Source organism: Sneathiella sp. (assembly GCF_047631475.1).
Lineage (GTDB): Bacteria > Pseudomonadota > Alphaproteobacteria > Sneathiellales > Sneathiellaceae > Sneathiella.
Window position 1 is genome coordinate 91,338 of record NZ_JBLHZT010000008.1, and the last position, 21,163, is coordinate 112,500.

At 48.5% G+C, this 21,163-nt stretch carries 19 protein-coding genes and 2 riboswitches (1 of these 21 running past the window's edge); of the genes, 9 read left to right on the forward strand and 10 right to left on the reverse strand.

Features of this window, described 5'->3' with window-relative positions; all coding sequences use genetic code 11:
- Window positions 1–138: 138 nt before the first annotated feature.
- Both ACJAYR_RS05300 and ACJAYR_RS05305 read left to right on the forward strand, forming a co-directional pair.
- A complete protein-coding gene (locus ACJAYR_RS05300) occupies window positions 139–2,370 on the forward strand; it encodes a methyl-accepting chemotaxis protein (protein WP_415235632.1) in 2,232 nt (743 codons plus the stop codon).
- Window positions 2,371–2,494: 124 nt separating this feature from the next.
- Window positions 2,495–5,416, forward strand: coding sequence for a penicillin acylase family protein (locus ACJAYR_RS05305; RefSeq protein WP_415235633.1), 2,922 nt, complete (start codon window positions 2,495–2,497; stop codon window positions 5,414–5,416).
- A 54-nt stretch (window positions 5,417–5,470) separates the two neighbouring features.
- Here ACJAYR_RS05305 and purU read toward each other — a convergent pair whose 3' ends face one another.
- The gene (gene purU / locus ACJAYR_RS05310) at window positions 5,471–6,325 is read right to left on the reverse strand and encodes a formyltetrahydrofolate deformylase (RefSeq protein ID WP_415235634.1); all 855 of its coding nucleotides are present in this window, start codon (window positions 6,323–6,325) and stop codon (window positions 5,471–5,473) included.
- A 183-nt stretch (window positions 6,326–6,508) separates the two neighbouring features.
- Between purU and ACJAYR_RS05315 the strand changes: the two genes are divergently transcribed.
- Entirely contained in the window at window positions 6,509–7,732 is a 1,224-nt protein-coding gene (locus tag ACJAYR_RS05315; protein ID WP_415235635.1) for a threonine synthase, read from the forward strand.
- Here the strand turns inward: ACJAYR_RS05315 and ACJAYR_RS05320 are convergent, their stop codons facing one another.
- The gene (locus ACJAYR_RS05320; protein WP_415235636.1) at window positions 7,733–8,260 is read right to left on the reverse strand and encodes a hypothetical protein; all 528 of its coding nucleotides are present in this window, start codon (window positions 8,258–8,260) and stop codon (window positions 7,733–7,735) included.
- A gap of 90 nt (window positions 8,261–8,350) precedes the next feature.
- Entirely contained in the window at window positions 8,351–9,571 is a 1,221-nt protein-coding gene (locus tag ACJAYR_RS05325; RefSeq protein ID WP_415235637.1) for an MFS transporter, read from the reverse strand.
- Window positions 9,572–9,783: 212 nt separating this feature from the next.
- Here ACJAYR_RS05325 and speD point away from each other — a divergent pair, with 212 nt between their 5' ends.
- A complete protein-coding gene (gene speD / locus ACJAYR_RS05330) occupies window positions 9,784–10,209 on the forward strand; it encodes an adenosylmethionine decarboxylase (RefSeq protein WP_415235638.1) in 426 nt (141 codons plus the stop codon).
- Window positions 10,206–11,060: a polyamine aminopropyltransferase gene (gene speE, locus ACJAYR_RS05335; RefSeq protein WP_415235639.1), complete on the forward strand. Its 855-nt coding sequence runs from the start codon at window positions 10,206–10,208 to the stop codon at window positions 11,058–11,060. The genes speD and speE overlap by 4 nt, the downstream gene beginning before the upstream one ends.
- Before the next feature lie 3 nt (window positions 11,061–11,063).
- Here speE and ACJAYR_RS05340 read toward each other — a convergent pair whose 3' ends face one another.
- Together ACJAYR_RS05340 and ACJAYR_RS05345 are read right to left on the reverse strand one after the other, a co-directional pair.
- On the reverse strand, window positions 11,064–12,539 hold the full coding sequence (locus ACJAYR_RS05340; RefSeq protein ID WP_415235640.1) for an L-serine ammonia-lyase: 1,476 nt from the start codon (window positions 12,537–12,539) through the stop codon (window positions 11,064–11,066).
- A 53-nt stretch (window positions 12,540–12,592) separates the two neighbouring features.
- Window positions 12,593–12,678: riboswitch (glycine riboswitch) on the reverse strand.
- A 3-nt stretch (window positions 12,679–12,681) separates the two neighbouring features.
- Window positions 12,682–12,767: riboswitch (glycine riboswitch) on the reverse strand.
- Window positions 12,768–12,857: 90 nt separating this feature from the next.
- On the reverse strand, window positions 12,858–13,997 hold the full coding sequence (locus ACJAYR_RS05345; protein ID WP_415235641.1) for an alanine racemase: 1,140 nt from the start codon (window positions 13,995–13,997) through the stop codon (window positions 12,858–12,860).
- Window positions 13,998–14,112: 115 nt separating this feature from the next.
- Between ACJAYR_RS05345 and ACJAYR_RS05350 the strand changes: the two genes are divergently transcribed.
- Complete coding sequence (locus ACJAYR_RS05350; protein ID WP_415235642.1) at window positions 14,113–15,291, forward strand: hypothetical protein; 1,179 nt, start codon at window positions 14,113–14,115, stop codon at window positions 15,289–15,291.
- An 18-nt stretch (window positions 15,292–15,309) separates the two neighbouring features.
- On the opposite strand, the gene ACJAYR_RS05355 is transcribed toward ACJAYR_RS05350, so the two are convergent.
- The 4 genes from ACJAYR_RS05355 to ACJAYR_RS05370 form a co-directional block, all read right to left on the reverse strand.
- The gene (locus ACJAYR_RS05355; RefSeq protein WP_415235643.1) at window positions 15,310–15,660 is read right to left on the reverse strand and encodes a hypothetical protein; all 351 of its coding nucleotides are present in this window, start codon (window positions 15,658–15,660) and stop codon (window positions 15,310–15,312) included.
- 72 nt (window positions 15,661–15,732) lie between these two features.
- The gene (locus ACJAYR_RS05360; RefSeq protein ID WP_415235644.1) at window positions 15,733–16,338 is read right to left on the reverse strand and encodes a tetratricopeptide repeat protein; all 606 of its coding nucleotides are present in this window, start codon (window positions 16,336–16,338) and stop codon (window positions 15,733–15,735) included.
- Window positions 16,339–16,983: 645 nt separating this feature from the next.
- Window positions 16,984–17,175, reverse strand: a complete 192-nt coding sequence (locus tag ACJAYR_RS05365) for a bacterioferritin-associated ferredoxin (protein ID WP_415235645.1) — start codon at window positions 17,173–17,175, stop codon at window positions 16,984–16,986.
- 166 nt (window positions 17,176–17,341) lie between these two features.
- Window positions 17,342–18,553, reverse strand: a complete 1,212-nt coding sequence (locus ACJAYR_RS05370; protein WP_415235646.1) for an acyl-CoA dehydrogenase family protein — start codon at window positions 18,551–18,553, stop codon at window positions 17,342–17,344.
- Between the two features lie 115 nt (window positions 18,554–18,668).
- Here ACJAYR_RS05370 and ACJAYR_RS05375 point away from each other — a divergent pair, with 115 nt between their 5' ends.
- The 3 genes from ACJAYR_RS05375 (at window position 18,669) to ACJAYR_RS05385 (ending at window position 20,897) form a co-directional block, all read left to right on the forward strand.
- Window positions 18,669–19,595: a LysR family transcriptional regulator gene (locus tag ACJAYR_RS05375; protein WP_415235647.1), complete on the forward strand. Its 927-nt coding sequence runs from the start codon at window positions 18,669–18,671 to the stop codon at window positions 19,593–19,595.
- A gap of 41 nt (window positions 19,596–19,636) precedes the next feature.
- On the forward strand, window positions 19,637–20,371 hold the full coding sequence (gene rsmI, locus ACJAYR_RS05380; RefSeq protein ID WP_415235648.1) for a 16S rRNA (cytidine(1402)-2'-O)-methyltransferase: 735 nt from the start codon (window positions 19,637–19,639) through the stop codon (window positions 20,369–20,371).
- Window positions 20,372–20,465: 94 nt separating this feature from the next.
- Window positions 20,466–20,897, forward strand: coding sequence for a CBS domain-containing protein (locus tag ACJAYR_RS05385; RefSeq protein WP_415235649.1), 432 nt, complete (start codon window positions 20,466–20,468; stop codon window positions 20,895–20,897).
- Here the strand turns inward: ACJAYR_RS05385 and ACJAYR_RS05390 are convergent.
- Window positions 20,894–21,163, reverse strand: partial view of a patatin-like phospholipase family protein gene (locus ACJAYR_RS05390; protein WP_415235650.1) — the end only. The gene runs 633 nt beyond the window's last position; only the last 270 of its 903 coding nucleotides appear in the window; its start codon lies beyond the right edge, outside the window; the stop codon is at window positions 20,894–20,896. The genes ACJAYR_RS05385 and ACJAYR_RS05390 overlap by 4 nt on opposite strands.

Here is a 21,163-nt window from a genome sequence, read left to right on the forward strand (position 1 = left end):
GTTTCTCTTTATTTTGGTTGAATTTGAACACAACCTGTAAATATTAAGAGCTTGTAAATACTCATAATTGACCATTGTGCCTTCACAAGGTTCCTGGACGTTGATTTGCCCAGGCATTTTTAGGGAGTGCCACATATTATGAGTGTCGTCAGTTTACGGATTTCCAAGAAATTACCGCTACTAATCATCGCTTCGTCTTTGGTTCTGGGATTGAGCCTGAGCTTCCTTGGGTATTTTGAAGGATCGTCGGCTGTTAACGCTGAAGTTGAGAAGAAACTGCAAGTGGTCCTTGATGCCCGTCGGTCAGCCCTAGAGAACTATCTCGTTTCAATCCGAGAAGATTTATCGATAACGGCGGCAAGTCCTCATGTCGTTCAGGCTGTTATGGATTTCAAAGCAGGGTGGGAGAAAATCGAAGGGAACCCGGCCGAGCAACTGCAAAAGGCTTACATAACGGATAACCAACATCCGGTCGGCGAGAAAGAAAAACTGGACTTTGCGTCAGATGGCTCTGCTTATAGTGCCGTTCATAAAAAATATCATCAATGGTTCCGGCAGGCCCTCTATACTCGTGAATATTACGATATTTTCCTGTTCGATTTGAAGGGTAACCTTCTCTACACCGTTTTTAAGGAAGCAGATTTTGCGACCAATCTGAATTCAGGAAAATGGAAGTCATCCGCACTTGGTAATATTTACAGAAATACGCTCAACAAAACGAACCCGGACCAGCAGTCTTTTGAAGATTTTGCGCCATATGCGCCCAGTAATAATGCGCCTGCAAGTTTCATTGCCAGTCCGATATTTGAAAATGGAAAACAGGTCGGGGTCCTAGTCTACCAAATGTCCATTAGTCGGCTGAATAGTTTGATGCAGGTTTCAGAAGGTTTGGGAAAGACGGGTGAAAGCTACATTGTTGGACAAGACTTTCTGATGCGAAGTGACTCGCGTTTTTCAGAAACAAGCACGATTTTAACCCGGTCTATCAAGACTGCCGCGGCAAAAGATGCGCTTGCAGGGAAAACAGGCGTGATGGCTGGTGAAGATTATCGCGGTGTTCAGGTGAAATCAGTTTATGGGCCTCTGGAATTTATGGGTACTAAATGGGCTATTCTCGCAGAAATCGATGAAACTGAATATTTAGAACCCATTGTTGAAATGCGTAATGTGTTCATGATCCTGTGCGTTGTGCTTTTGTTGATTATAGGAACGGTCGGGGTGTTCTTTGCCAGAAACATAACAACCGCTCTGGCGTCGATCACAGCCGCAATGAAAAAAATAGCAGCTGGCGATCTGGAAACAATGGTCCCAGAGCAAAATCGGACGGACGAAATTGGTGACATGTCTGATGCCCTTCAGGTTTTTAAAGACGGTGCGAACGAGCAACGGCGGCTGGAGAAAGAAGCTGAAGACGCTGCCAGAAAAGCCGAAGAGCGAGACCGCCTAGATCGGGAGCGTACAGAAAAACAAATGGAAGAAGAGCTTGAAAGGGAGCGTGCGGAAATAGCTGAGAAAGAAGCCCGTACTGAGAAAATCACGGCCATTATTCAAACATTTGAAAATCGTGTATCTGAAGTCATGGGAACCCTTACCGGGGCATCAACAGAATTGCAGGCGACTGCCAACTCTCTCGTTGAAACCGCAGATGGCACGATGAGCCTTTCGACAGAAGTGGCCAATGCATCGCAGGAAGCCTCTTCGAATGTTCAAACAGTGGCGTCAGCGGCCGAGGAGCTTTCGGCGTCAATTGGAGAAATTTCTCGCCAGGTCGGGCAGGCAACCAGTGTATCTGAAGATGCTGTGGATGAAGCAAGAGTGACGACGGATGCTGTTTCAGATCTTGCTGAAGCCGCAAAAAAAATCAGCGAAGTTGTCAGTATGATCAGTGATATTGCAGGCCAGACAAATCTACTGGCGCTAAATGCAACAATTGAGGCGGCCCGGGCGGGCGATGCAGGTAAAGGGTTTGCCGTTGTTGCAAGCGAAGTGAAAAGCCTTGCCACCCAAACGGCCAAAGCAACGGAAGAAATCACATCTCAAATTTCCGGTATGCAGCAGGCAACAGATGGTGCCGTTTTGGCTATTGAAAAAATTGGCAGTGTTATCCAAACCATCAGGGCTTCAACCGTTACAATTTCATCTGCGGTAGAAGAGCAAAATACAGCAACGAACGAAATTTCCAGAAGTGTACAGGAAGCGTCAAGCGGGACAAATGAAGTGTCATCCAAGATCGGTGAAGTTTCCGCAAAATCCAGCGAAACAGGCTCTGCTGCTTCACAGGTGCTGGCAGCTTCAGGCTCTTTGGATCGTTTAGCCCAAGACCTTAAAAACGACATTGAAGGCTTTTTGAACGAGATCCGAGTAGCGTAGTTTAAAAAGATAACGGCTTAAAAACCGGCCCCTTAAAGGGTCGGTTTTTTTGTGTCTTTTTTGTTCACAAATCCCGCTGGCGTCAGTCTTTATCACAACCTGACACATCAAACTGGAGAATGTCGTGAAAAAGATAAACGCTAGAGTATCGTTGCTGGCGACCGCAGCGATAGGAGCTTTATGCTTCCAGATTTCAAGTGCTGAAGCGAGGGTCGTGATTGACCGAGATGCATACGGTGTCCCATATATTCTGGGAGATACCGATCGGGAAGCATTTTTTGGATATGGGTATGCCATGGCGGAAGACCGGCTGATACAAATTTCCAAGCTTCGTTATTTGAGCAACGGCGTGTATCCTAAAGATAACGAGCAGACGGGAAAAAAAGCCCTTGCCGGTAAGGAGAAGGCAAACTCCTATCTTTCTGATTATCCGTATCTGCAGGAAGATATCCGCCGTGAATTAGATGCGTTGCGCCAGGCATATGAGCAGGATGAGGACGCCCGCCGGGCGGTCGATGCGCTTGAATGTGTGGCTGCCGGCATTAATGCCTTTCTCGTGCAGAATTTTAAACAAATGCCTGCGGCAGAGGATAGTTGCAACCCTCGTGAAGCAATTACGTTCAGAGGTCGGCCTTTGTCCGCAAATCCGCAAGAGCTCGCTTATATTGCTGAGCGATTTGCGGATGAAGCAGATTTTCTGAAACCCACATGGACAGCGGAAGACATGCTGAAAATCTTTCAGAACCGCGTTATGGATGAATTCTCCAATCGCAATGAGGAAGTAAATAACCTTGCGCTTCTTCGGGAATTTGAAAGGCAAAATCCCGGGCAACCAGAAAAAGCACGGCGTATTTTCAATAGTTTCAAATGGGTGGCAGATCCTCATGCCATTACTGAAGTTAAAAATCTGGAGCAGTCGGGCGGCATTAGCCTTCGCGAAGCGCGGGCGGTCGTCGCCGGGTACCGTCAGGCAAAACATACTGAGTTGTTGAAAACCGGAGGCGCAATTTGTCCGTCAATTGCAGGCGGCGGTGTTGGAAAAGAAAGTTATGATTTTGCGTATCAAGGGGCGGACAAAACCGGCTTTGCGCAGAATGCTAGTAATTTTTGGGCTGTAAGCGGTGATCGGCTTGCCAAGCCAGCAAAATCGGTCATGTATAATGGACCTCAAATCGGGGCCTATGATCCGAACGGTTTTTACCCATTTAAGCTGAAAAGCGGGAGTGGCTTTCAGTATGCCGGTACCAGTTTCGCCGGTACCTTTACTACTTTCACCGGCCACAACGGAAAAATTGCAACAGGCTTTACGGCGGGCAATTCAGATGTGGCCGATATGTTCTGCATCCCAGTGAGAGCCGACAGAAAAGTGGACGGACACACGACCTTTGTCGGGGAGGATGATCTTCGTCTGCTGAAAACCCCCGGTACGCCCAAATCTTATCATGTGAAAGGAATGGGTTGGCCGGTGAGCCGCCTTGAAGTCGGTGCTGATGGGCGGGCTGTGGCTTATATTAAACGGGTAACGTGGCAGGGACAGACAGGTAGCAGCTTCAAGAGTTTCCTTGCGTTAGCGTCCGCACAAAATATGGAACAATGGCAGGGTGCGGCCACCGGCGTCGGGGCGAACTTTAACCTGATCGGATCTTCTGATGATGGAACCGTAACTATGCGACTAGCTGGTGTTATTCCGCCTCGGGTAAATTCGAATGGGACGGCGCTCAAGAATTTGAAAGACCGCCCGGACCGTCTTTTGTGGGATGCGGATGTTCGTCTGCCTGTTCCGGTTTCACCGGCCAAAGGTTGGCATGATGAGGTGCCAGACTATTATGTGCAAAATGAAACAACCAACAACGGGACTGTCGTTAGCTGGAACCATAAACCGTATCTGCTGATGCCGGATTCTGATCTGTATTATGATGCATGGTATGCTTGGGACCGCGCTCAAATCATTGAAGATATCCTATCCAACGTTCGCGATTATGACATTGAAAAAGCCTCCAATGTGAACACATTGCTGACGCGCCTGGATATTAATTATCATATGTTTCGCCCGTATCTGGCCCGCTTGACGCAGAGTGGAACCCTGCCAGAAGAATTGGCCCCGATCGCACAGAGTATTCTGAAATGGGATGGGATGCGTGGTGCACCAGGGAAACCAGGCGGGAAAAACTGTGTGGGCAGGTTGCCTTCAATTCCGCAGGGGCAGGTTCTGTTCATGGATTGGTATGAAAATCTGGGAGCGGCCTTTAGTGAAAAAATATTAGGTGTTTCCTTCGATCGATTGGCCAAACTAAAGGCGAAAGCTACGCGCGCAAAAACAGAAAAAGATGTCCGGCTAACAGCCGGGGAGACGAGCGAACTTGAAGAGTTGAACCGGCGGCTTTCTGTCTGGCGTCCTTATGGAAAGCTCAAGCAACCGATGTATAGTAAACAGGCTGAAGGGAAGCCGAAGTTGATTTATAACACCAGTCAGAATGTATATATTCTTGGGAAAATGATGTTGATCAATCTGAAGTTCGCTTTTGGAGAACATCCTTCCTATGACGAGACAGGCTGGAATTTCTTGCTGGGCAAAGCCGCCGATCGGCGTGACGGTAAGAAAACTGTGGCGGCGGGGTATGACTGGATGATTGCCGCGCTTCGTAAAACAGCGCTGCAAAATACAGGGCCGGCTTACTCAAGCTGTCACGCCATCGCAACCATGGCCAATAATGCTATCGTTATGTCGACCCGTGATGAAAAGGCACTGGCATTTCCTTATTTTAGAAATCGGGGGGCACAGAACCATGCCGTTCAGTTTAACGGGGTTTCTCCTGAGCCCGCATCAGGGCAGGAAAGCAATGCCGGGATGCGCAGGCTACAAGCAATCTTAAGGCAATTGGCGCCTGAAACCTCGTTCGAGGCTAGAAATATTGCGGCGCCTGGCGTTCGAGAATATCGTGGCATTTCCTGGAGGAACCTTGATCCTACAGATAACCAGCTTCAGATGTTAAATACAGACCAGCTGCGACCAATGGGTAAATTCGGAGCCCCATCAGAGCAGTAAAACGCATGTTTCGAAAAAACAAAGGGCCGGATATTGTAAGATGTCCGGCTTTTTTTATTTAAAGACGATTGTCTTATGACCGTTTAGCATGACCCTTGCTTCCAAATGCATTTTGACCGCTCGTGCCAAAACGCGGCTTTCAACATCGCGGCCTGTTGCCACAAAGTCTTCTGCACTCATAGCGTGGCTTACACGCTCTGTTTCCTGTTCTATAATTGGTCCTTCATCCAGATCTGGCGTTACATAGTGGGCCGTCGCCCCAATAAGTTTCACCCCCCGCTCATGCGCTTGATGATACGGTTTGGCGCCTTTGAAACTAGGCAGAAATGAATGATGTATGTTAATGATGCGGCCAAACAGGCGGGTTGATAATTGATCCGTTAAAACTTGCATGTAACGGGCAAGGATAACAAGGTCAGCCCCGGTTTCCTTGACTAAATCCAGCAGTTTCTGTTCCTGTTCCTGCTTATTACCAGCATTTACGGGCCAGCAATGAAACGGGATATTTTCGATTTCGGCAGTGCCTTTGCTCGCGTCGTGATTTGAAACGATGGCAACAACCTTTGCCTGTAACCAGCCAACCCGGATTTGATATAACAGGTGGAGCATTGCGTGATCGAACTTGGACACCATAATGATGATCTTCGGTTTGCACTCTGCATCTGTGACGCTGGCTTTCATGTGAAATCGATCGAAAACCGGTTTTAAGCCATGTTCAATCGTTGATTTGGGCACTCCTACCGGAAGAGCGAAGGCAATCCGCATGAAAAAATGGCCTGTCTGCTGATCCCAGAATTGGTTGCTTTCAGTAATATTGGCACCAGCTGACGCGAGTTCGGTTGTAACCGCGGCGACGATACCGGGTTTGTCTTCGCAGGACAGCGTCAAAATATGGAGATGTGTGGACATTCTTTTCTCTGTTTTTGCAGAATAATGTGCAGAAAGGCCAGATTTTGGCGTTTGCTAAGTTTTGATGCACTGTCTGGCATCCCGCTATAATGGTCAAGATATTATTGGATGGAAGCGTCTCTTGATTGTCCAATTGACATGTGGGACAGTTCCTCGAACAGCGTGACTTCCAGAAGGACTATCATGAAAACCCCATCAGAGTATAAAACGTTTGTTTCCCACTTGGAATGTGCTTACACCGGAGAGCGATTTGAGGCGGACAAGATCCACGGCCTGTCGTCGGCGGGTAAACCGATTATCGTAAAATATGATCTGCAGGCATTGGGTAAGCATATTGATAAAGGCACCATCGAACGCCGAACCGGTGGGTTCTGGAAATATAGTGAGTTCTTACCGGTAAGATCTGCGGAGAATATTGTGAGGCTGGGGGAAGAGATGACCCCAATCATTCGCTTGGCTGATCAGGATGCCGGAGGCGGGGAACTGCTTATAAAAGATGAAGGGCGGCTGCCTACTGGATCGTTTAAGGCCCGCGGGCTTGCGTTGGCGGTTGCAATGGCAAAAGAACTGGGCCTGAAAAGACTGGCGATGCCAACCAATGGAAACGCTGGTGCCGCGATGGCGGCCTATGCTTCTCGTGCAGGATTGCAGACTACAATTTTTTGCCCTGATGATACGCCGGAAATCAACGTTTCCGAGATTGCGTTGCAAGGCGGCGATGTCTACCGGGTGAATGGCCTGATTAATGATTGCGGGAAGATCGTTGGTGAGGGCAAGGAAGCGGTGGGCTGGTTCGATGTCTCCACGTTAAAAGAGCCTTATCGGATTGAAGGTAAAAAAACGATGGGGCTGGAATTGGCAGAGCAATTGGGATGGCAACTCCCGGACGTAATTTTTTATCCTACAGGCGGCGGAACTGGCCTTATCGGCATGTGGAAAGCATTTGATGAACTGGAAGCCATCGGCTGGATCGGATCCAAGCGCCCTAAAATGGTTGCTGTTCAAGCAACAGGCTGCGCCCCGATTGTAAAAGCGTGGGAAGACGGGGCAGAGCACGCCCCTCTTTGGGAAGATGCGCATACAGTAGCGGCGGGTATTCGGGTCCCCGTTGCCGTCGGTGACTTCATGATCCTTCGTGCCGTCCGGCAAAGTAAGGGATTTGCCATTGCGGTTGAAGATGAGGCAATCATGCAAGCGCAGAGGCATGTTGCACAGACAGAAGGCGTTCTTCTATGCCCGGAAGGGGCCGCAACCTATGCGGCGTATCGGCAGGCTTTAAAAGACGGGCGTGTATCGGGGGCTGATCAGGTGGTCCTGTATAATTGCGCCACAGGGTTAAAATATCCTATGGCGCCGGTGTCACAGTCACTGGATCGACATCAGCCGATTGATTATTCTCGCCTTTAATTACTGCAATTCATCTGCCTTCTGGCACTGTTTTGATTTGTTCGGCAAGACGTGGATCTGGTGGGCAAATCCGTTTCCGTCACTGAGGGTGACAGAGGCAAAACCGAGCATGGCGATGAGATCCAGAAAGGTCAGTTCTTCAGGGGCACTGGAATTTGTAAAAACGGGTGTTGTTCGGGCGCTTGTTGAAAGCTCCGCCAGAAGTGCCCGCGCACGATAAACTGTGTCCAGATAACCATCCTGCTTAGAGACCACCAGTAATTTGTCCGAAGTCGATCCCTTGGCAAAAACCGAATAGGGCGATGCATAAGGCTGCTTTGACATGCCGGTTTTGATACCAATAATAAACCCGACCCTCTTCTTTTTGTCCACATTGGGCAAGGCATTTACATGCGCGCAATAGACCTCAATTCTTTGCGGTGCAGGGTAATAGTAACCGATATACCGGTCAGACTTTGCAAAAGCTGCCTGCCCGCCGCTGAGCAGAACCGTCAGGGTCAGAGCAAGGAAAAGGGTGACATTTTTCATACCGGTCTCTCACTGGAATTGGAAATCAGCTACCGGCATAACAGAAAATAAAAGGGGACGATAAAGAAAAATGCGCTCTTCAGTGTATTTCTATCGATGCCCGCCCGCCATCTGCAAGGCTTTTGGATGCCCCCGCAAACGTCCCATTGCATAGGTTCCAAGGAAAGGTCCGATTGCTAACGACATGAAGGCGACTTCCCACCCGAAATTCGAAACAAACACCGGGATCAGGTGAATGGTGACCAGGCTGATTAGAAATCCAGTGCAGGTTTGTATGGTCAGCATCGTACCGATCATGTTGGGGGGGCTCAATTCGATGACGCAGGTCGAAAATTGCGCGGAATCTGCGATAACAGAAATTCCCCAGATTACACAGATAATGGCCAGAAATATTGGGTGGGCGCCAAAGAACAGGCCAATTAGAAGGGCGCAACTACCACTTGTCATCATCGCCGTCATTGTGACCGTCGTTCGCCCGTAGCGGTCGGCCAGTTTGCCGGAGATCAAACTACCCACAGCGCCGATCCCGATTGTCGTGAAGGTTAGAATATTCGCCAGTATGCTTGGGTTTTCTTCGCCTGAAGTTCGAAAGCTTTCCAGAAGGAAAATTCCGATCCAGGCCCACATGGCGTAAAGTTCCCACATATGTCCGAAATATCCAAAATTGGCATAGCGAATGGCTTTATCTTTCCAGCCCTCCAAAGCCAGTGTGACCTTGAACGGCGGCGCTTTTGGAATCGGGTGTCCCAAATCGACAAACTGAATGATGATACTGGATAAGAAAGCGAGGCAGGAACTTCCCACAAGGGTGAAACGCCAGTCCAGCCAGTCAATATTCACAAGATTTAAAAGGTGAGGCAATGCGCTTCCCAGCGTGAGCGCGCCAACCAACAGTCCAACCAGTGTTCCAGCATCATTTCGGGCCCAGGTTGCCATCATCTTCATACCAATGGGATAAATGCCAAGCATGCTGATACCGGTTATCAGCCGTAATAGAATCACTGTGTTGGAAAGCGGATCAAGAAGAAGGATGCTGATATTTGATAAACTGGCGACTAAGACGCTGATCGTAAAAATCTGTTTGGGCGGAAACCTGTCGGCAATCGAAAAAAGAGCACTGAAAAAGGTTCCGATGACAAAGCCAATTGCAACACTGCTTGAGAAAAGAGACGCATGAAAGTCGCTTATGGTGAATTCTTCTTTCAAGGCTGGAATAAGCGCTGTGGCCGAAAACCAGAGGGAAAGCGCAAAAATTTGCGCAATAGACAGCAGGGCGACAGATCGCCATTTTTGCTGATGATCAAGGGTCATAGAGGACATAGACATCCTTTGATCTATAGAGACCGGGTATTCGGATGGCAAAGTTTTTCCCGGTTTTTCGGTGCAGGTTGACGCTTTTTTGAACGCGAGATTTCTGGTGCGGATCCTGTCGCGCACTTTTCTCTTGTTTTCCCGTCCCTTTTTCGCGATAACGCGCCATCTTTTCAAGGCAGGGCAGTAGCCCTTGCATCAGGGCTGTGAAAATGTCGAATATTTCTGAGATTGTTGAAATACCGCGTGGTGACGCAAAGGTGGAAAAGCCAGATTATTTTGTCGAAAAAGACGGAATGATTTTCGCTGGAACCCACCTGATTGTTGACTTGTGGAAAGCCACAGGTTTGAACGACAAGGAATTGATCGAAAGCACCTTAACGGAATGTGTACATGTTTCCGGTGCGACACTGCTTCATTTTCACATCCATCAGTTTGAACCGAACGGCTTATCCGGTGTGGCGGTTCTTGCCGAAAGCCATATCAGTTTTCACAGTTGGCCCGACAAGGGGTATATGGCCCTTGATATTTTTATGTGCGGAAAAACAGAGCCTCACAAATGCATTCCGTTGCTTAAAAAAGCGTTTCAGCCGGAAACCGTGCAAATTAATGAAATCAAGCGAGGCATTTTGACATGATGGAGGTTTTTGACGAAGGCCTTCATAGCGGTGTTAATCTGGCGCTGGATGTTGGAACTGTTCTTTATCGGGATCAAACGGGCCTGCAAGATCTTATCATTTTTGAAAATAGTACTTTTGGCCGTGTGATGTCGTTGGATGGTGCGGTCCAGACAACGGAAAAAGACGAATTCATCTATCATGAAATGTTCGCCCATGTCCCCATTCTGGCGCATGGCAACGTAAAACGGGTCCTGATCATTGGTGGAGGCGACGGGGGCGCAGCTCGTCAGGTTTTAAAGCATCGCAATATTGCCGTCACTTTGGTTGATATCGACCGCTCTGTTATTGATCTGTCGATAAAATATCTCCCAAGCATTTCAAATGGTGCCTTCGACGACCCCAGACTGGATCTTGTGGTTGCTGACGGGTGTCAGTTTGTGAAGGAAACGGATCAGAAATGGGATGTCATAATTATTGATTCAACCGACCCGCACGGCCCGGGGGAAGTTTTATATACCCAAGAATTTTATACTGATTGCATGTCCTGCCTAACGGCTGGCGGTGTCATTGTTACCCAGAACGGTGTCCCTTTTGTTCAGGCAGAGGAACTGAGAAATAGTTATGATCGTCTGGGACTTCTGTTTCAGGATGTCAGTTTTTTTATGGCAACAATTCCCAGTTATGTCGGCGGACCGTTGGCCTTTGGATGGGCGACCGACAATAAGGAATTGCGAAACCTTTCTGAAGCAACGCTTGCAGATCGGTTTTTAGACGCTGATATTGAGACCGGTTACTATACGCCTGATGTTCATAAAGCGTCTTTCGTGCTGCCAATCTACGTCAAAAAAATCCTGACAACGATTGAGTAACGGCTAACACTCCACAACATTTACTGCCAGACCGCCCTGTGATGTCTCTTTATATTTGCTGAGCATATCAATACCCGTTTGGCGCATTGTTTCAATAACCTCGTCAAGGGACACCACATGAGTGCCGTCTCCTGACAAGGCCAGGCGTGCCGCATTGATGGCTTTCATTGCGCCCATTGTGTTGCGTTCGATGCAAGGGATCTGGACAAGTCCGCCAATCGGATCGCAAGTCAGACCAAGATTATGTTCCATTCCAATTTCAGCCGCGTTTTCGACTTGCTCATTTGTGCCCCCCAGCACGGCAGTCAGCGCGCCTGCCGCCATGGAACAGGCAACACCCACTTCTCCCTGACAGCCAACTTCAGCCGCAGAAATGGACGCGCGTTTTTTGTAAATTGAACCGATGGCCGCGGCGGTCAAAAGAAAGTTACGAATACCTTCTTCGTTTGAGCCCGGGCAGAACCGTTCATAATATTTCAGAACAGCTGGAATGACACCGGCGGCACCATTGGTTGGCGCTGTAACAACGCGGCTTCCCGCAGCGTTCTCTTCGTTAACGGCAAGGGCATACAGGTTGACCCAGTCCAGAACGGTCAACGGATCGCGGGATGCGCGTTCCGGATTGGCCATCAACTCTTTGAACAGGGCCCCTGCACGGCGCTTGACATTAAGGCCGCCGGGCAAAATGCCCTCCGCTTCGCAGCCACGCCGGATGCAGGCCAGCATCGCTTGTGAAACGCTATCTAAAAATTCATTGGTTTCATCGTCACTGCGCCAGGTGGTTTCATTTTGGCGCATGATTTCAGCAATACTAAGGCCAGTTTCCTTGCCAAGTGCCAGCAGTTCAGCGGCAGAGGTGAACGGATGCGGCATCTGAATGTTGTGACCTTTGGTTTCCGCCCTGTCTCCTTCGTTATGAGAAACAACATACCCGCCGCCGACAGAAAAATAGTCTTTTTCCACCAGAAGATCCCCATCGCTGGTATAGGCGCAAAAGCGCATACCGTTCGAATGTTCAGGGAGCATTTCATCTTTCAGGAACATAAGGTTTTCTTCCTCAAAAAAAGGAATGTTTTTCCGCCCTCCCAAATTGAGAATGTTTTCTGACCGAATTTTATCGACAAGTGGGCCAATGGCTTCAGGGTCAATTAACGAAGGACGTTCGCCAGACAGGCCGGATAGAATAGCAATATCAGTGCCGTGACCGTGACCGGTTAGCGCAAGAGACCCGTATAATTCTACCAGCACCCGCGCCGTGTTATCGAATGCGCCAACAGCACTAAGGTGATCGACAAATCTTTTGGCCGCGCGCATAGGCCCAACCGTATGGGAAGAAGAGGGCCCAATGCCAATTGTATAAAGGTCTGTTACGCTGATATTGACATCAAGCTGTGAGGTGGGCACAGGCTCAGTGTTTCTCGGTTTCGCTGGGATAACCGGCGTCACACTCCCCAGTCCTGCTTTTTCAATTTCTGTCATATCGGCACCCTCATACCCTGTGACCTTGCGGCCAACCTGTTAGATGATGCCCCCTCTGTCCGTGGACCTGAAAGATTACCGGAACGTGCCGGGTACCTCTTCGGTGGAGTCGGATGATTTTCCGACCCTCTCTCCAGAGCCTCTATACCTGACAGTTCATTTGCCTGAGAGTTTCCGGGGCGGTTGCTCCTTCGGCGCCGACTAAACGGACTCTCCCGTCAGGGATTTTAGAGGTGCCTGATTTTACAGGCAGATTGACCCTATGAGGCTAGGCAATAAGCGTCAAGTTTTATTGAACGATCGTCAGTTATTCACTTGTTACCATCCGTTGGAACGATCCCAATAATCCGTTACACGCGGCGGCACCTGATCATCAAGAATGTGATATCCGGGATAGGCCGCAGCCGTAATGCAGGCATGGTTTGGCAGGATCCTGAATTGAGAGCCGATCGGAAAGTCCGTTAGGGATCGATTTGTGTGATCCAATGAAATCAGGCCATGCTCTTGATTGGTTGATGTTACCCATAACCCGTCGATTGGTTGGCCGGTTATTGGGTCGCAGACACACCCGTAATGCTGATCACCACGACCGTTCTTTTTTCCCGGGTCAGCAGATAATGCAAGGCTGCCCGCATCAATTATAAGCCTGTTCCCAGCCTTGTTGTGGCTTATAACTGTTGTCAAAACAGACAGGGCGATATCACTTATTTGGCATACGCCGAGGGCTTCCATCACCATGTCCTGGAAAACAAAAACCCCTGCGCGATATTCAGTGATCCCCTCAAGTGTTTCAGCATAAGTCGCAGTCGGCGTGGAGCCTGCACTCACCACCGGGCAGGGCAGGCCTGCCTCTTTAATCCGTCCGGCTGCAGTTGTGATTGAAATGCGTTCCTGCTCCGCCATTTTTTTGAGTTCCTGCAAGGATTGGCAATAGTAAGATCCACCGGAATGAGAAAGAACGCCTTTCATTTGGGTTCCATTTTGTTCGTTTAGGAACGCGGCTATTTCGACAATTTCGGGGGCTTGTGGGGGTAGGCCCGCGCGCTTTCCGTCACAATCAATTTCGATAAGGCAAGGAAAGACAGTGTGCAGCTCCTGCGCCAGTCGGGCGACCATTTCTGCGGCGTCCATCGTATCCAAGATAAGTGTAATCGTGGCGCCTTGATCCTGAAGCTGTTTTATCTGCGGTAATTTTTGAGGTGCGATCGACACCGCGTACAGGATGTCTGTATGGCCATTCTCCAAAAAATATCGTGCTTCATGCAGGGTTGAAACGGTGATGCCATTTTGTTTGATGTTGGGAATTTGGTCGGCGACCCGGGCGGATTTGCACGTTTTCAGGTGAGGCCGTAGGGGTGTGGAAAGGACCGATAACCGTGAATCCAGTTTGTTTATATTGGCGATAAGTTTGGTTTTTTCCAAAAGCAAAGTAGGGGTGCTTAATTCACCGAATGACACACTTCTCTCCTCGGTTCAGTATTCAGCGCAGTTTCGCATTGCCTGACGTTTTAACAGGTGGTCTTATTAATAAAACCGATGGCGAGAGTATGGGTTAGTTTGAGGGGAAGCGAAAGTGGCAAAAGTGTTATTCGGCTGGGAATTTGGGGCTAGCCTCGGGCATATTTACCCGCTCCTTCGCATTGCCGATGTTTTGAAAGCCAAAGGGCATGATATTCTGTTTGCCTGTCGCGATGTGACCCAGTGTTATGATGTTGTCAAAAAGCATGGCTATCCCATGATACAGGCGCCTTACTGGAAAAATCCGCCGATTGCGAATGTGCGGGGCGTAGCAACACCCAGCTACGCCGATGTTATCGCCCGGCAGGGTTTTGGGTATCCGGAAATCTTGCGTACCATGATGTCCGCATGGGACGATTTGGTTACGATTGCCAAACCTGATTTGATCGTTGCTGATCATAGTCCGGGCCTCAACCTGGCGGTTGGCGGGCGTGTGCCGATAATCAATATTGGTAACGGCTTCACCCTTCCGCCTGCCTCTTTAAAAGAATACCCGCCTGTCATAACAACGGGCAAACCCCTGGTGAACCAGCAGAGACTGCTTGTGCTTTTCAATAAGTTACGTCATGAAAAAGGGCTCAAACCCTATCGCTATCTGCCGGACATTTTTAACAGTGAGGGGCAATTCGCATGCACTTTACCTCAATTGGACCCCTATGATGGCTTAAGGGAAGTGCCGGTGTGCGGGCCGTTGGAAGTATCTCTTGAGCCTGCAAAACTGCCTGACGACGATCACATCTTCTTGTATATGGCGAATGAAGCGGCAGATAGTGAGATACTTTTAAACATCTTGCAAAAAAGCGCGGTTCCAACCACCGCCTATATTCGAGGCGCAAGCCTAAAGCGGCGTCAACGATATCATTCGGAACATCTGAAGATGCTTGAGAAACCAGTGGATTTTGCCAGAATGCTGCCCAAAGTAAGCTTGGTGCTGCATTCAGGGGGCGGGGGGACCGCGACCTCGTGCCTGATGACCGGGCGGCCGCAAATCATGTTCCCAAGACAGTCAGAATCAAAGCTATCAGCAAGACTGATCAAGGCGCAGGGGCTAGGGGACAGTGTACCTTCTGGGGCTAATGAAGCAGAGATATCTGCGATTATCAATGGGGCACTGGGAAACCGCGACATGAGCCAGCGCTGTGCTGATATTTCCATCAGACTGTCAAAAGAGGACTGGAGGCAGGCAATTGAAAAAATAACGATCTGTGCGGAAGATATTCTCCTCAGCACATGATCGCTATTTCGTTAAATCTCACGCCAGATTGTATTTAAGAACCCATAAAGGGAGCAGCGCGGCAACTTCACGACTGCTTCCGTCCAATTCAATGGCAGTTTGTTTTTCTTTCAAATCAATCCGCACGATTCGACCATTGAACTGACACATTTCGGAGGTTCCGTTTGGACCAAAAATACCTTTGACAGGCATATCCAATGCGGCATTTTCCAAGAGGCCATTTACCAAAATACCGTTGAGGGACCAATTTGTCGTGGCAAATTGTTGACCATTGATTTCCACTTGAAGCATTGGACTGGAAACCCGAAAGGAGTCACGCTGTTCAAATCGGTTGGGAACAGAAGTGCTAAGTTGTTGAGCGTGTAGCAAGAGAACCTCCAGACATAAAATAAAGTATGCTTCGTTCAATGCAGGCATCGTGCCAAAACTAAGAATATTTTCCTATTCGATCGGCACCCGAAGCTGTTTCCACTGAACGACCCGTTTAAGCGCTTCTTGTTTTTCTATATTTGACAACTGTTTAGCTAAGAGGGAGGTAGCGCGGCGAATAAGGGCTTTCAAGCTTTTGTTCCGGGCTGTTTCCTGTGAAAGCGTGAGCCACTTCATCGCCTCTATTTTATCCGCGGGCACAATTTCCCCGGCGCGGTATAGCTCTGACACGGCCAATTGACTTTCAGAATCACCGTTTTCGGCTTTAGAAAGCCAGCGGTTTAGTTGTTTTTTGTTATGCTCATTCAGTTGTTTTCGGATCTGTCCCAATTTTACAGTTGCACCGGGATAATTTTGCCGGGCGGCAAGTTCATACCATTTCAAGGCAGACGAAAGGTTCCTTTTTGTCCCTTGCCCGGCTTCCAGTAAAAACGCGACATTAAATTGAGCATCCGGGTCCCCTTTTTGGGCGAGGTCAAGCCATAACAAAAACGCTTCTTGATGGCGTCCTGCCTTGTAAGCGTTTGCGGCCGCCCTATCGGCTTCTGAAAATGCGGCGGTGAAGGTCAGTATGGTGAGTAATGAGATCATTACGACCAGGTTCAGTCTTTTTTGCAACGGGGCCCCTCCCTCAGATAGGGGGAGTGTGCAGAAGATCCGTAGTAGGCGCAAATATAAACATAGTTGGAATATCAGCGCGATTCTGAATTGATATCTCTTTAAAATTGTATTGAACGCTTATGAGCCATCGAAAAGTAGAAAAAATAGGTCAGTGGAAGCATGGATAATAATTTTTTTAGGAACTTTTTTTTAGGAAATTTGTAATTAAAGAACTGATTTTTATCGCTTTTTTGAAATAAAACGAAATTTGGATGTAATTTTTTGATGATTTGTCAAAAATGACAATTTGTCATTTATGCAGAAAGCTGGTAATAATGAAGGCAAGCGAGGTAACTGGACAAAAAGATCCAAGCCAAACTTAAACCGAGTAGCAAAAAGCTGAATAATGAGTGCTTCCAATAAAGAACTTCGTTCTTTTTGATCCGGGAGGAGGCGCAATTTGGACAACACTAGAACTTAGGGCTGTCTTAAAAAATAATCCGGCAGTTTTTGTTTACTGAAATATTTAAGTGTCCAGTAAGAGGCATGACCAAAAACAAAAAGCCGAGGCCACGGCGTCAACTAACTATAAGGCCTGCAGATCTAGACAACCTCCATCCTGACCGGTGGAGGTAATTCTTTTTTGTGGGGCGGCGAAACGAGCTATTCCGCAGAAACAGCGAAACTTTTCTGGGCTTTCTCTTCCTGTATGATATCGCGAATATGAACGCTGCATTTCGCGCATTGGGGTGCGGCGCCTAGACTATGATAGACATCCGGGACGGCACTGATCCCGGTCGCAATCGCGCTTTTTACATCGCGATCTGTAAACCCATTACACAAGCATACATACATCCGAATTTCCTTACAGCATGAAAATGACAATCATTCTTAACATATGGGATAGTTAAGAATGATTGTCAATACCATATATGTCGGGTGTCCATATCTCAGCGAAAAGGACACAAAAAAAGCAAGGCACGAGAGCCTTGCTTTATTCCGGCTTCTTAAATGTCCGGTTTTATTCTGTGTAGCGGCGCACCAGTTGCTTGCCTAAAGAGTTCATGTGGACCTGATCAGGCCCATCAGCCAAGCGAACGGTTCGCGCATATGCAAAGGCTTCTGCCATAAAGGTATCCTGGCTCAAGCCCATCGCCCCATGCGCTTGCATCGCGCGATCTATGACCGTTTGTGCCATGTTAGGTGCGACAATCTTAATCATCGCGATGATGTCTTTTGCGTCTTTGTAACTGCCTTGGTCCATTTTGTCGGCGGCTTGTAATGTCAAAAGTCGGGCCTGTTCAATTTCGCAGGCTGATTTCGCGATGTCTTCGCGAATTGAACCCTGCTCACTTAACTTTTTGCCAAAGGCAACGCGATTTTCAACTCGTTGACACATTAGCTCAAGGGATCTTTGGGCGCATCCGATCAGGCGCATGCAGTGATGGATGCGACCAGGACCAAGCCGACCTTGCGCAATTGCAAAACCTGATCCTTCTTCTCCAATAAGGTTGGAGGCAGGAACGCGAACATTTTCAAACAGGACTTCAGCATGCCCGTGAGGGGCGTCGTCGGATCCAAATACTTTCATTGGGCGGACAATCGTGACGCCGGGTGTGTCTCTGGGAACCAAAATCTGTGATTGCTGTTGATGGCGGGGGGCGTTTGGATCTGTTTTACCCATAACGATCATAATTTTACATCTCGGATCAGGGGCACCGCTGATCCACCATTTGCGACCGTTTATAACATAATCGCCCCCATCGCGTTTTATTTCAGTCTGAATATTGGTTGCGTCCGAGGAGGCGACAGCGGGTTCGGTCATGGCAAAAGCCGAGCGGATCTCACCTTCCAGCAATGGCAGGAGCCATTCCTGTTTCTGCGCTTCCGTTCCGTACCGTGCCAGAACTTCCATGTTCCCGGTATCCGGGGCACTGCAGTTAAATACTTCAGAGCCAATCATGGAGCGTCCCATCGTTTCTGATAATGGCGCATATTCCAGATTTGTAAGGCCGGACCCGTATTGATCAAACTCTGCAAGAAACAGATTCCACAGGCCTTCTGCTTTTGCCTTGGCCTTCAGTTCTTCCATGATCGGCGGAATAGACCACCGGTCACCAGAATTTTCAACATGCGCGGTGTATACTTCTTCGGCACCGTAAACATGCTCGTTCATGAACGCTTCAACGCGGTTTTTTAGCTCAACCGATTTGCTGGATACTGAAATGGACATCGCCTGCTCCATATATGTGTCAAATTTTCCTCACTATAATATGTCCAACTTAATCAGTGAAATTTATAATAATGATACTATAGTATTCACAGAGATTATATTCAGGTGAAATCGGATGAGTTTACGAAGGATTGACTTGAACCTGTTTGTTGTTTTTCAGGTCATATATGATGCTGGAAACCTAACGCAGGCGGCTGAAAGGTTAAATGTTACCCAGCCAGCGGTTAGCAATGCATTGGCTCGGTTGAGGGAACAGTTCAAGGATCCATTATTCGTCCATGCGGGAAAGCGCATGAACCCTACTGCAGCGGCAGACGAATTGATCGGACCTGTGCGGCAAGCTCTTGGCTTGTTGGAGGGCAGCATTGCCCGTGAGGAAGGCTTCGATCCCCGGGACATTAAAAAGGTCTTGCGACTCAGTATCGGGGATGTTGGGGAAGCAGCGTTGCTTCCAGAGTTTATGTCTGTGCTTCGGGAAAAGGCGCCTCAAATCAAAATTCAGGCCTATCAGTGGGAGCGCCGACAATTGGCCCGCAAACTGGCAGCTAGCGAGATTGACTTTGCCATCGATATTCCAATGGCCGTAGAAGGGCAGTTGAGGCAGGCCCGACTTCTCAATGAACATCATGTCTGCGCAGTTCGAAAGGATCATTCACTTTGTGCCGCGCAGACCCTTGATCTGGAGCAGTATTTATCACTGGAGCATATTCATGTGTCCTCAAGGCGAACCGGGGGTGGGGTGGCTGATCTCGCGCTGAGTAAATTAGGCAAGGTTCGAAATAATGCCGTTCGGCTACAGCATTATCAGGCAGCTTTTGCATTGTTGGAGCGATCAGATTTTGTTCTGACAACACCCCTGTCCCTGACCAACCAGTATCCATGCCGAATTTTCGAACTTCCGTTTGATGCGCCGGATTTAGAGTTGCAATTGTATTGGCATGCTTCGTCAGAACGTTCAGGCGTGAGTAACTGGATCCGTCAAACCTTGATTGAAGCTGCGCATCGTCTTTTGAAAAATCGAACTAACAGAACACAAGAGTGAGTTCCTGTTGCGCCTGAAGGATGGATGTGGTTAATCGGCTTATGGAAACTAAAGAACTAAATGAAGAGCCAACCCTGTATTTGATTCCGACACCCATTGGTAATCTGGAGGATATTTCCTATCGGATTATCCGGACGTTGCAACAGGTTGATGCACTTGCCTGTGAAGATACACGGCATACCCGGAAAATATTTGAACGCTATGAGCTGAAAAGCCCCCCCATTATCTTTGCCTGCCACGCGCATAATGAAGATCGCGCGACCGGACGGATTCTTTCACTGTTGCGGGACGGTATGTCCGTTGGTCTGACATCGGATGCGGGGGCGCCGGGGATAAGTGATCCCGGGCAAAGAGCCGCCGCCGCCGCCATTGCAGAAGGGTATCATGTGGAGGTTCTACCGGGACCAAGTGCGGTCATTACAGCCCTAACTGTATCGGGTTTTCCCATCCCGGCTTTTTCCTTCCTGGGTTTTCTGCCCAGACGTCCCGGGCGTCAACGCAAGGTGTTCAATGCTTTTGCGGACACTCCTTCCGCTATTGTCTTTTTTGAATCACCTTTTCGAGTTGGTAAAATTCTGAAGATTGCTCTGGAATGTTTCGGGAACCGTCATGCAGCTGTGTGTATTGAGCTGACGAAAAAATTTGAAAATATCCACCGGGACAGGCTGGACGTTTTGATCGAAAAGTTCAGTGATAAAAAGATCAAGGGCGAGGTGACAATCGTGATCGCCCCTGCAGATCACGATTTAGATGAGGAAGAAGACAGCGAAGATTGATGTATCGTTTTCTACGAATATTTGTGAAGTCGTTGAAAAAGTGGTAATTTCTTAAATACGAACTTAAAGAAGCAGAATAATCAGGAGGATTACCATGAATGTAGCAAGTATCCTGAAAGGGAAGGGCGGCGATATCATTACGGCCAACGCGAAGGATGAAATAACAGCGGTTGCTGGAATCCTTGGTAAAAATAAGATCGGTGCCGTGCTGATTGTGGATGATCACCAGAAAATGATGGGTGTCATTTCCGAACGAGATATCGTACGGGGCCTTTCTGAAACAGGGGATGCTTGTCTTCGTACCAAGGTAACTGAACTGATGACTTCTGATGTTATTACTTGTTCTCCTTCTGATACAATCGACGAAGTGATGGCGTTAATGACGCAAAAACGTATTCGTCACCTGCCTGTCATGGAGGGTGGTGAACTGGTCGGCTTTATCTCAATCGGTGACGTTGTCAAAAATCGAATGGACGAGGTTGAACGCGAAGCCGCTGCAATGCGCGATTATATCGCGACTGGTTAAGACAAAACCTTCAGTGCATGGTGCAGGAAGGGGAGGGCTCGCTCGACAGCATTCTCACCTTCCCGGATCATTTCGTCAGCTCTATCAAATTCAAGTAACCCCATATGGGCCAGACGGGGTGCGATATGAACATCCGGCGGATCACCCGCTAGTCTGGATCTGCTTAACCGGTCCTGAACGATGTTAAGAGAAGACATCATCACCCCGAACATGCTGGGCTCTGTCCCGGAACGGTCGAAAAACCGATGCTTTAATAGGTTCATTGG

Bases quoted from the DNA above. Each gene is read 5' to 3' on its own strand.
- ACJAYR_RS05300 (WP_415235632.1), top strand. From the start codon at position 139: ATGAGTGTCGTCAGTTTACGGATTTCCAAGAAATTACCGCTACTAATC.
- purU (WP_415235634.1), bottom strand. From the start codon at position 6,325: ATGTCCACACATCTCCATATTTTGACGCTGTCCTGCGAAGACAAACCC.
- ACJAYR_RS05315 (WP_415235635.1), top strand. From the start codon at position 6,509: ATGAAAACCCCATCAGAGTATAAAACGTTTGTTTCCCACTTGGAATGT.
- ACJAYR_RS05320 (WP_415235636.1), bottom strand. From the start codon at position 8,260: ATGAAAAATGTCACCCTTTTCCTTGCTCTGACCCTGACGGTTCTGCTC.
- ACJAYR_RS05325 (WP_415235637.1), bottom strand. From the start codon at position 9,571: ATGACCCTTGATCATCAGCAAAAATGGCGATCTGTCGCCCTGCTGTCT.
- speD (WP_415235638.1), top strand. From the start codon at position 9,784: ATGTCGAATATTTCTGAGATTGTTGAAATACCGCGTGGTGACGCAAAG.
- speE (WP_415235639.1), top strand. From the start codon at position 10,206: ATGATGGAGGTTTTTGACGAAGGCCTTCATAGCGGTGTTAATCTGGCG.
- ACJAYR_RS05340 (WP_415235640.1), bottom strand. From the start codon at position 12,539: ATGACAGAAATTGAAAAAGCAGGACTGGGGAGTGTGACGCCGGTTATC.
- ACJAYR_RS05365 (WP_415235645.1), bottom strand. From the start codon at position 17,175: ATGTATGTATGCTTGTGTAATGGGTTTACAGATCGCGATGTAAAAAGC.
- ACJAYR_RS05370 (WP_415235646.1), bottom strand. From the start codon at position 18,553: ATGTCCATTTCAGTATCCAGCAAATCGGTTGAGCTAAAAAACCGCGTT.
- ACJAYR_RS05375 (WP_415235647.1), top strand. From the start codon at position 18,669: ATGAGTTTACGAAGGATTGACTTGAACCTGTTTGTTGTTTTTCAGGTC.
- rsmI (WP_415235648.1), top strand. From the start codon at position 19,637: ATGGAAACTAAAGAACTAAATGAAGAGCCAACCCTGTATTTGATTCCG.
- ACJAYR_RS05385 (WP_415235649.1), top strand. From the start codon at position 20,466: ATGAATGTAGCAAGTATCCTGAAAGGGAAGGGCGGCGATATCATTACG.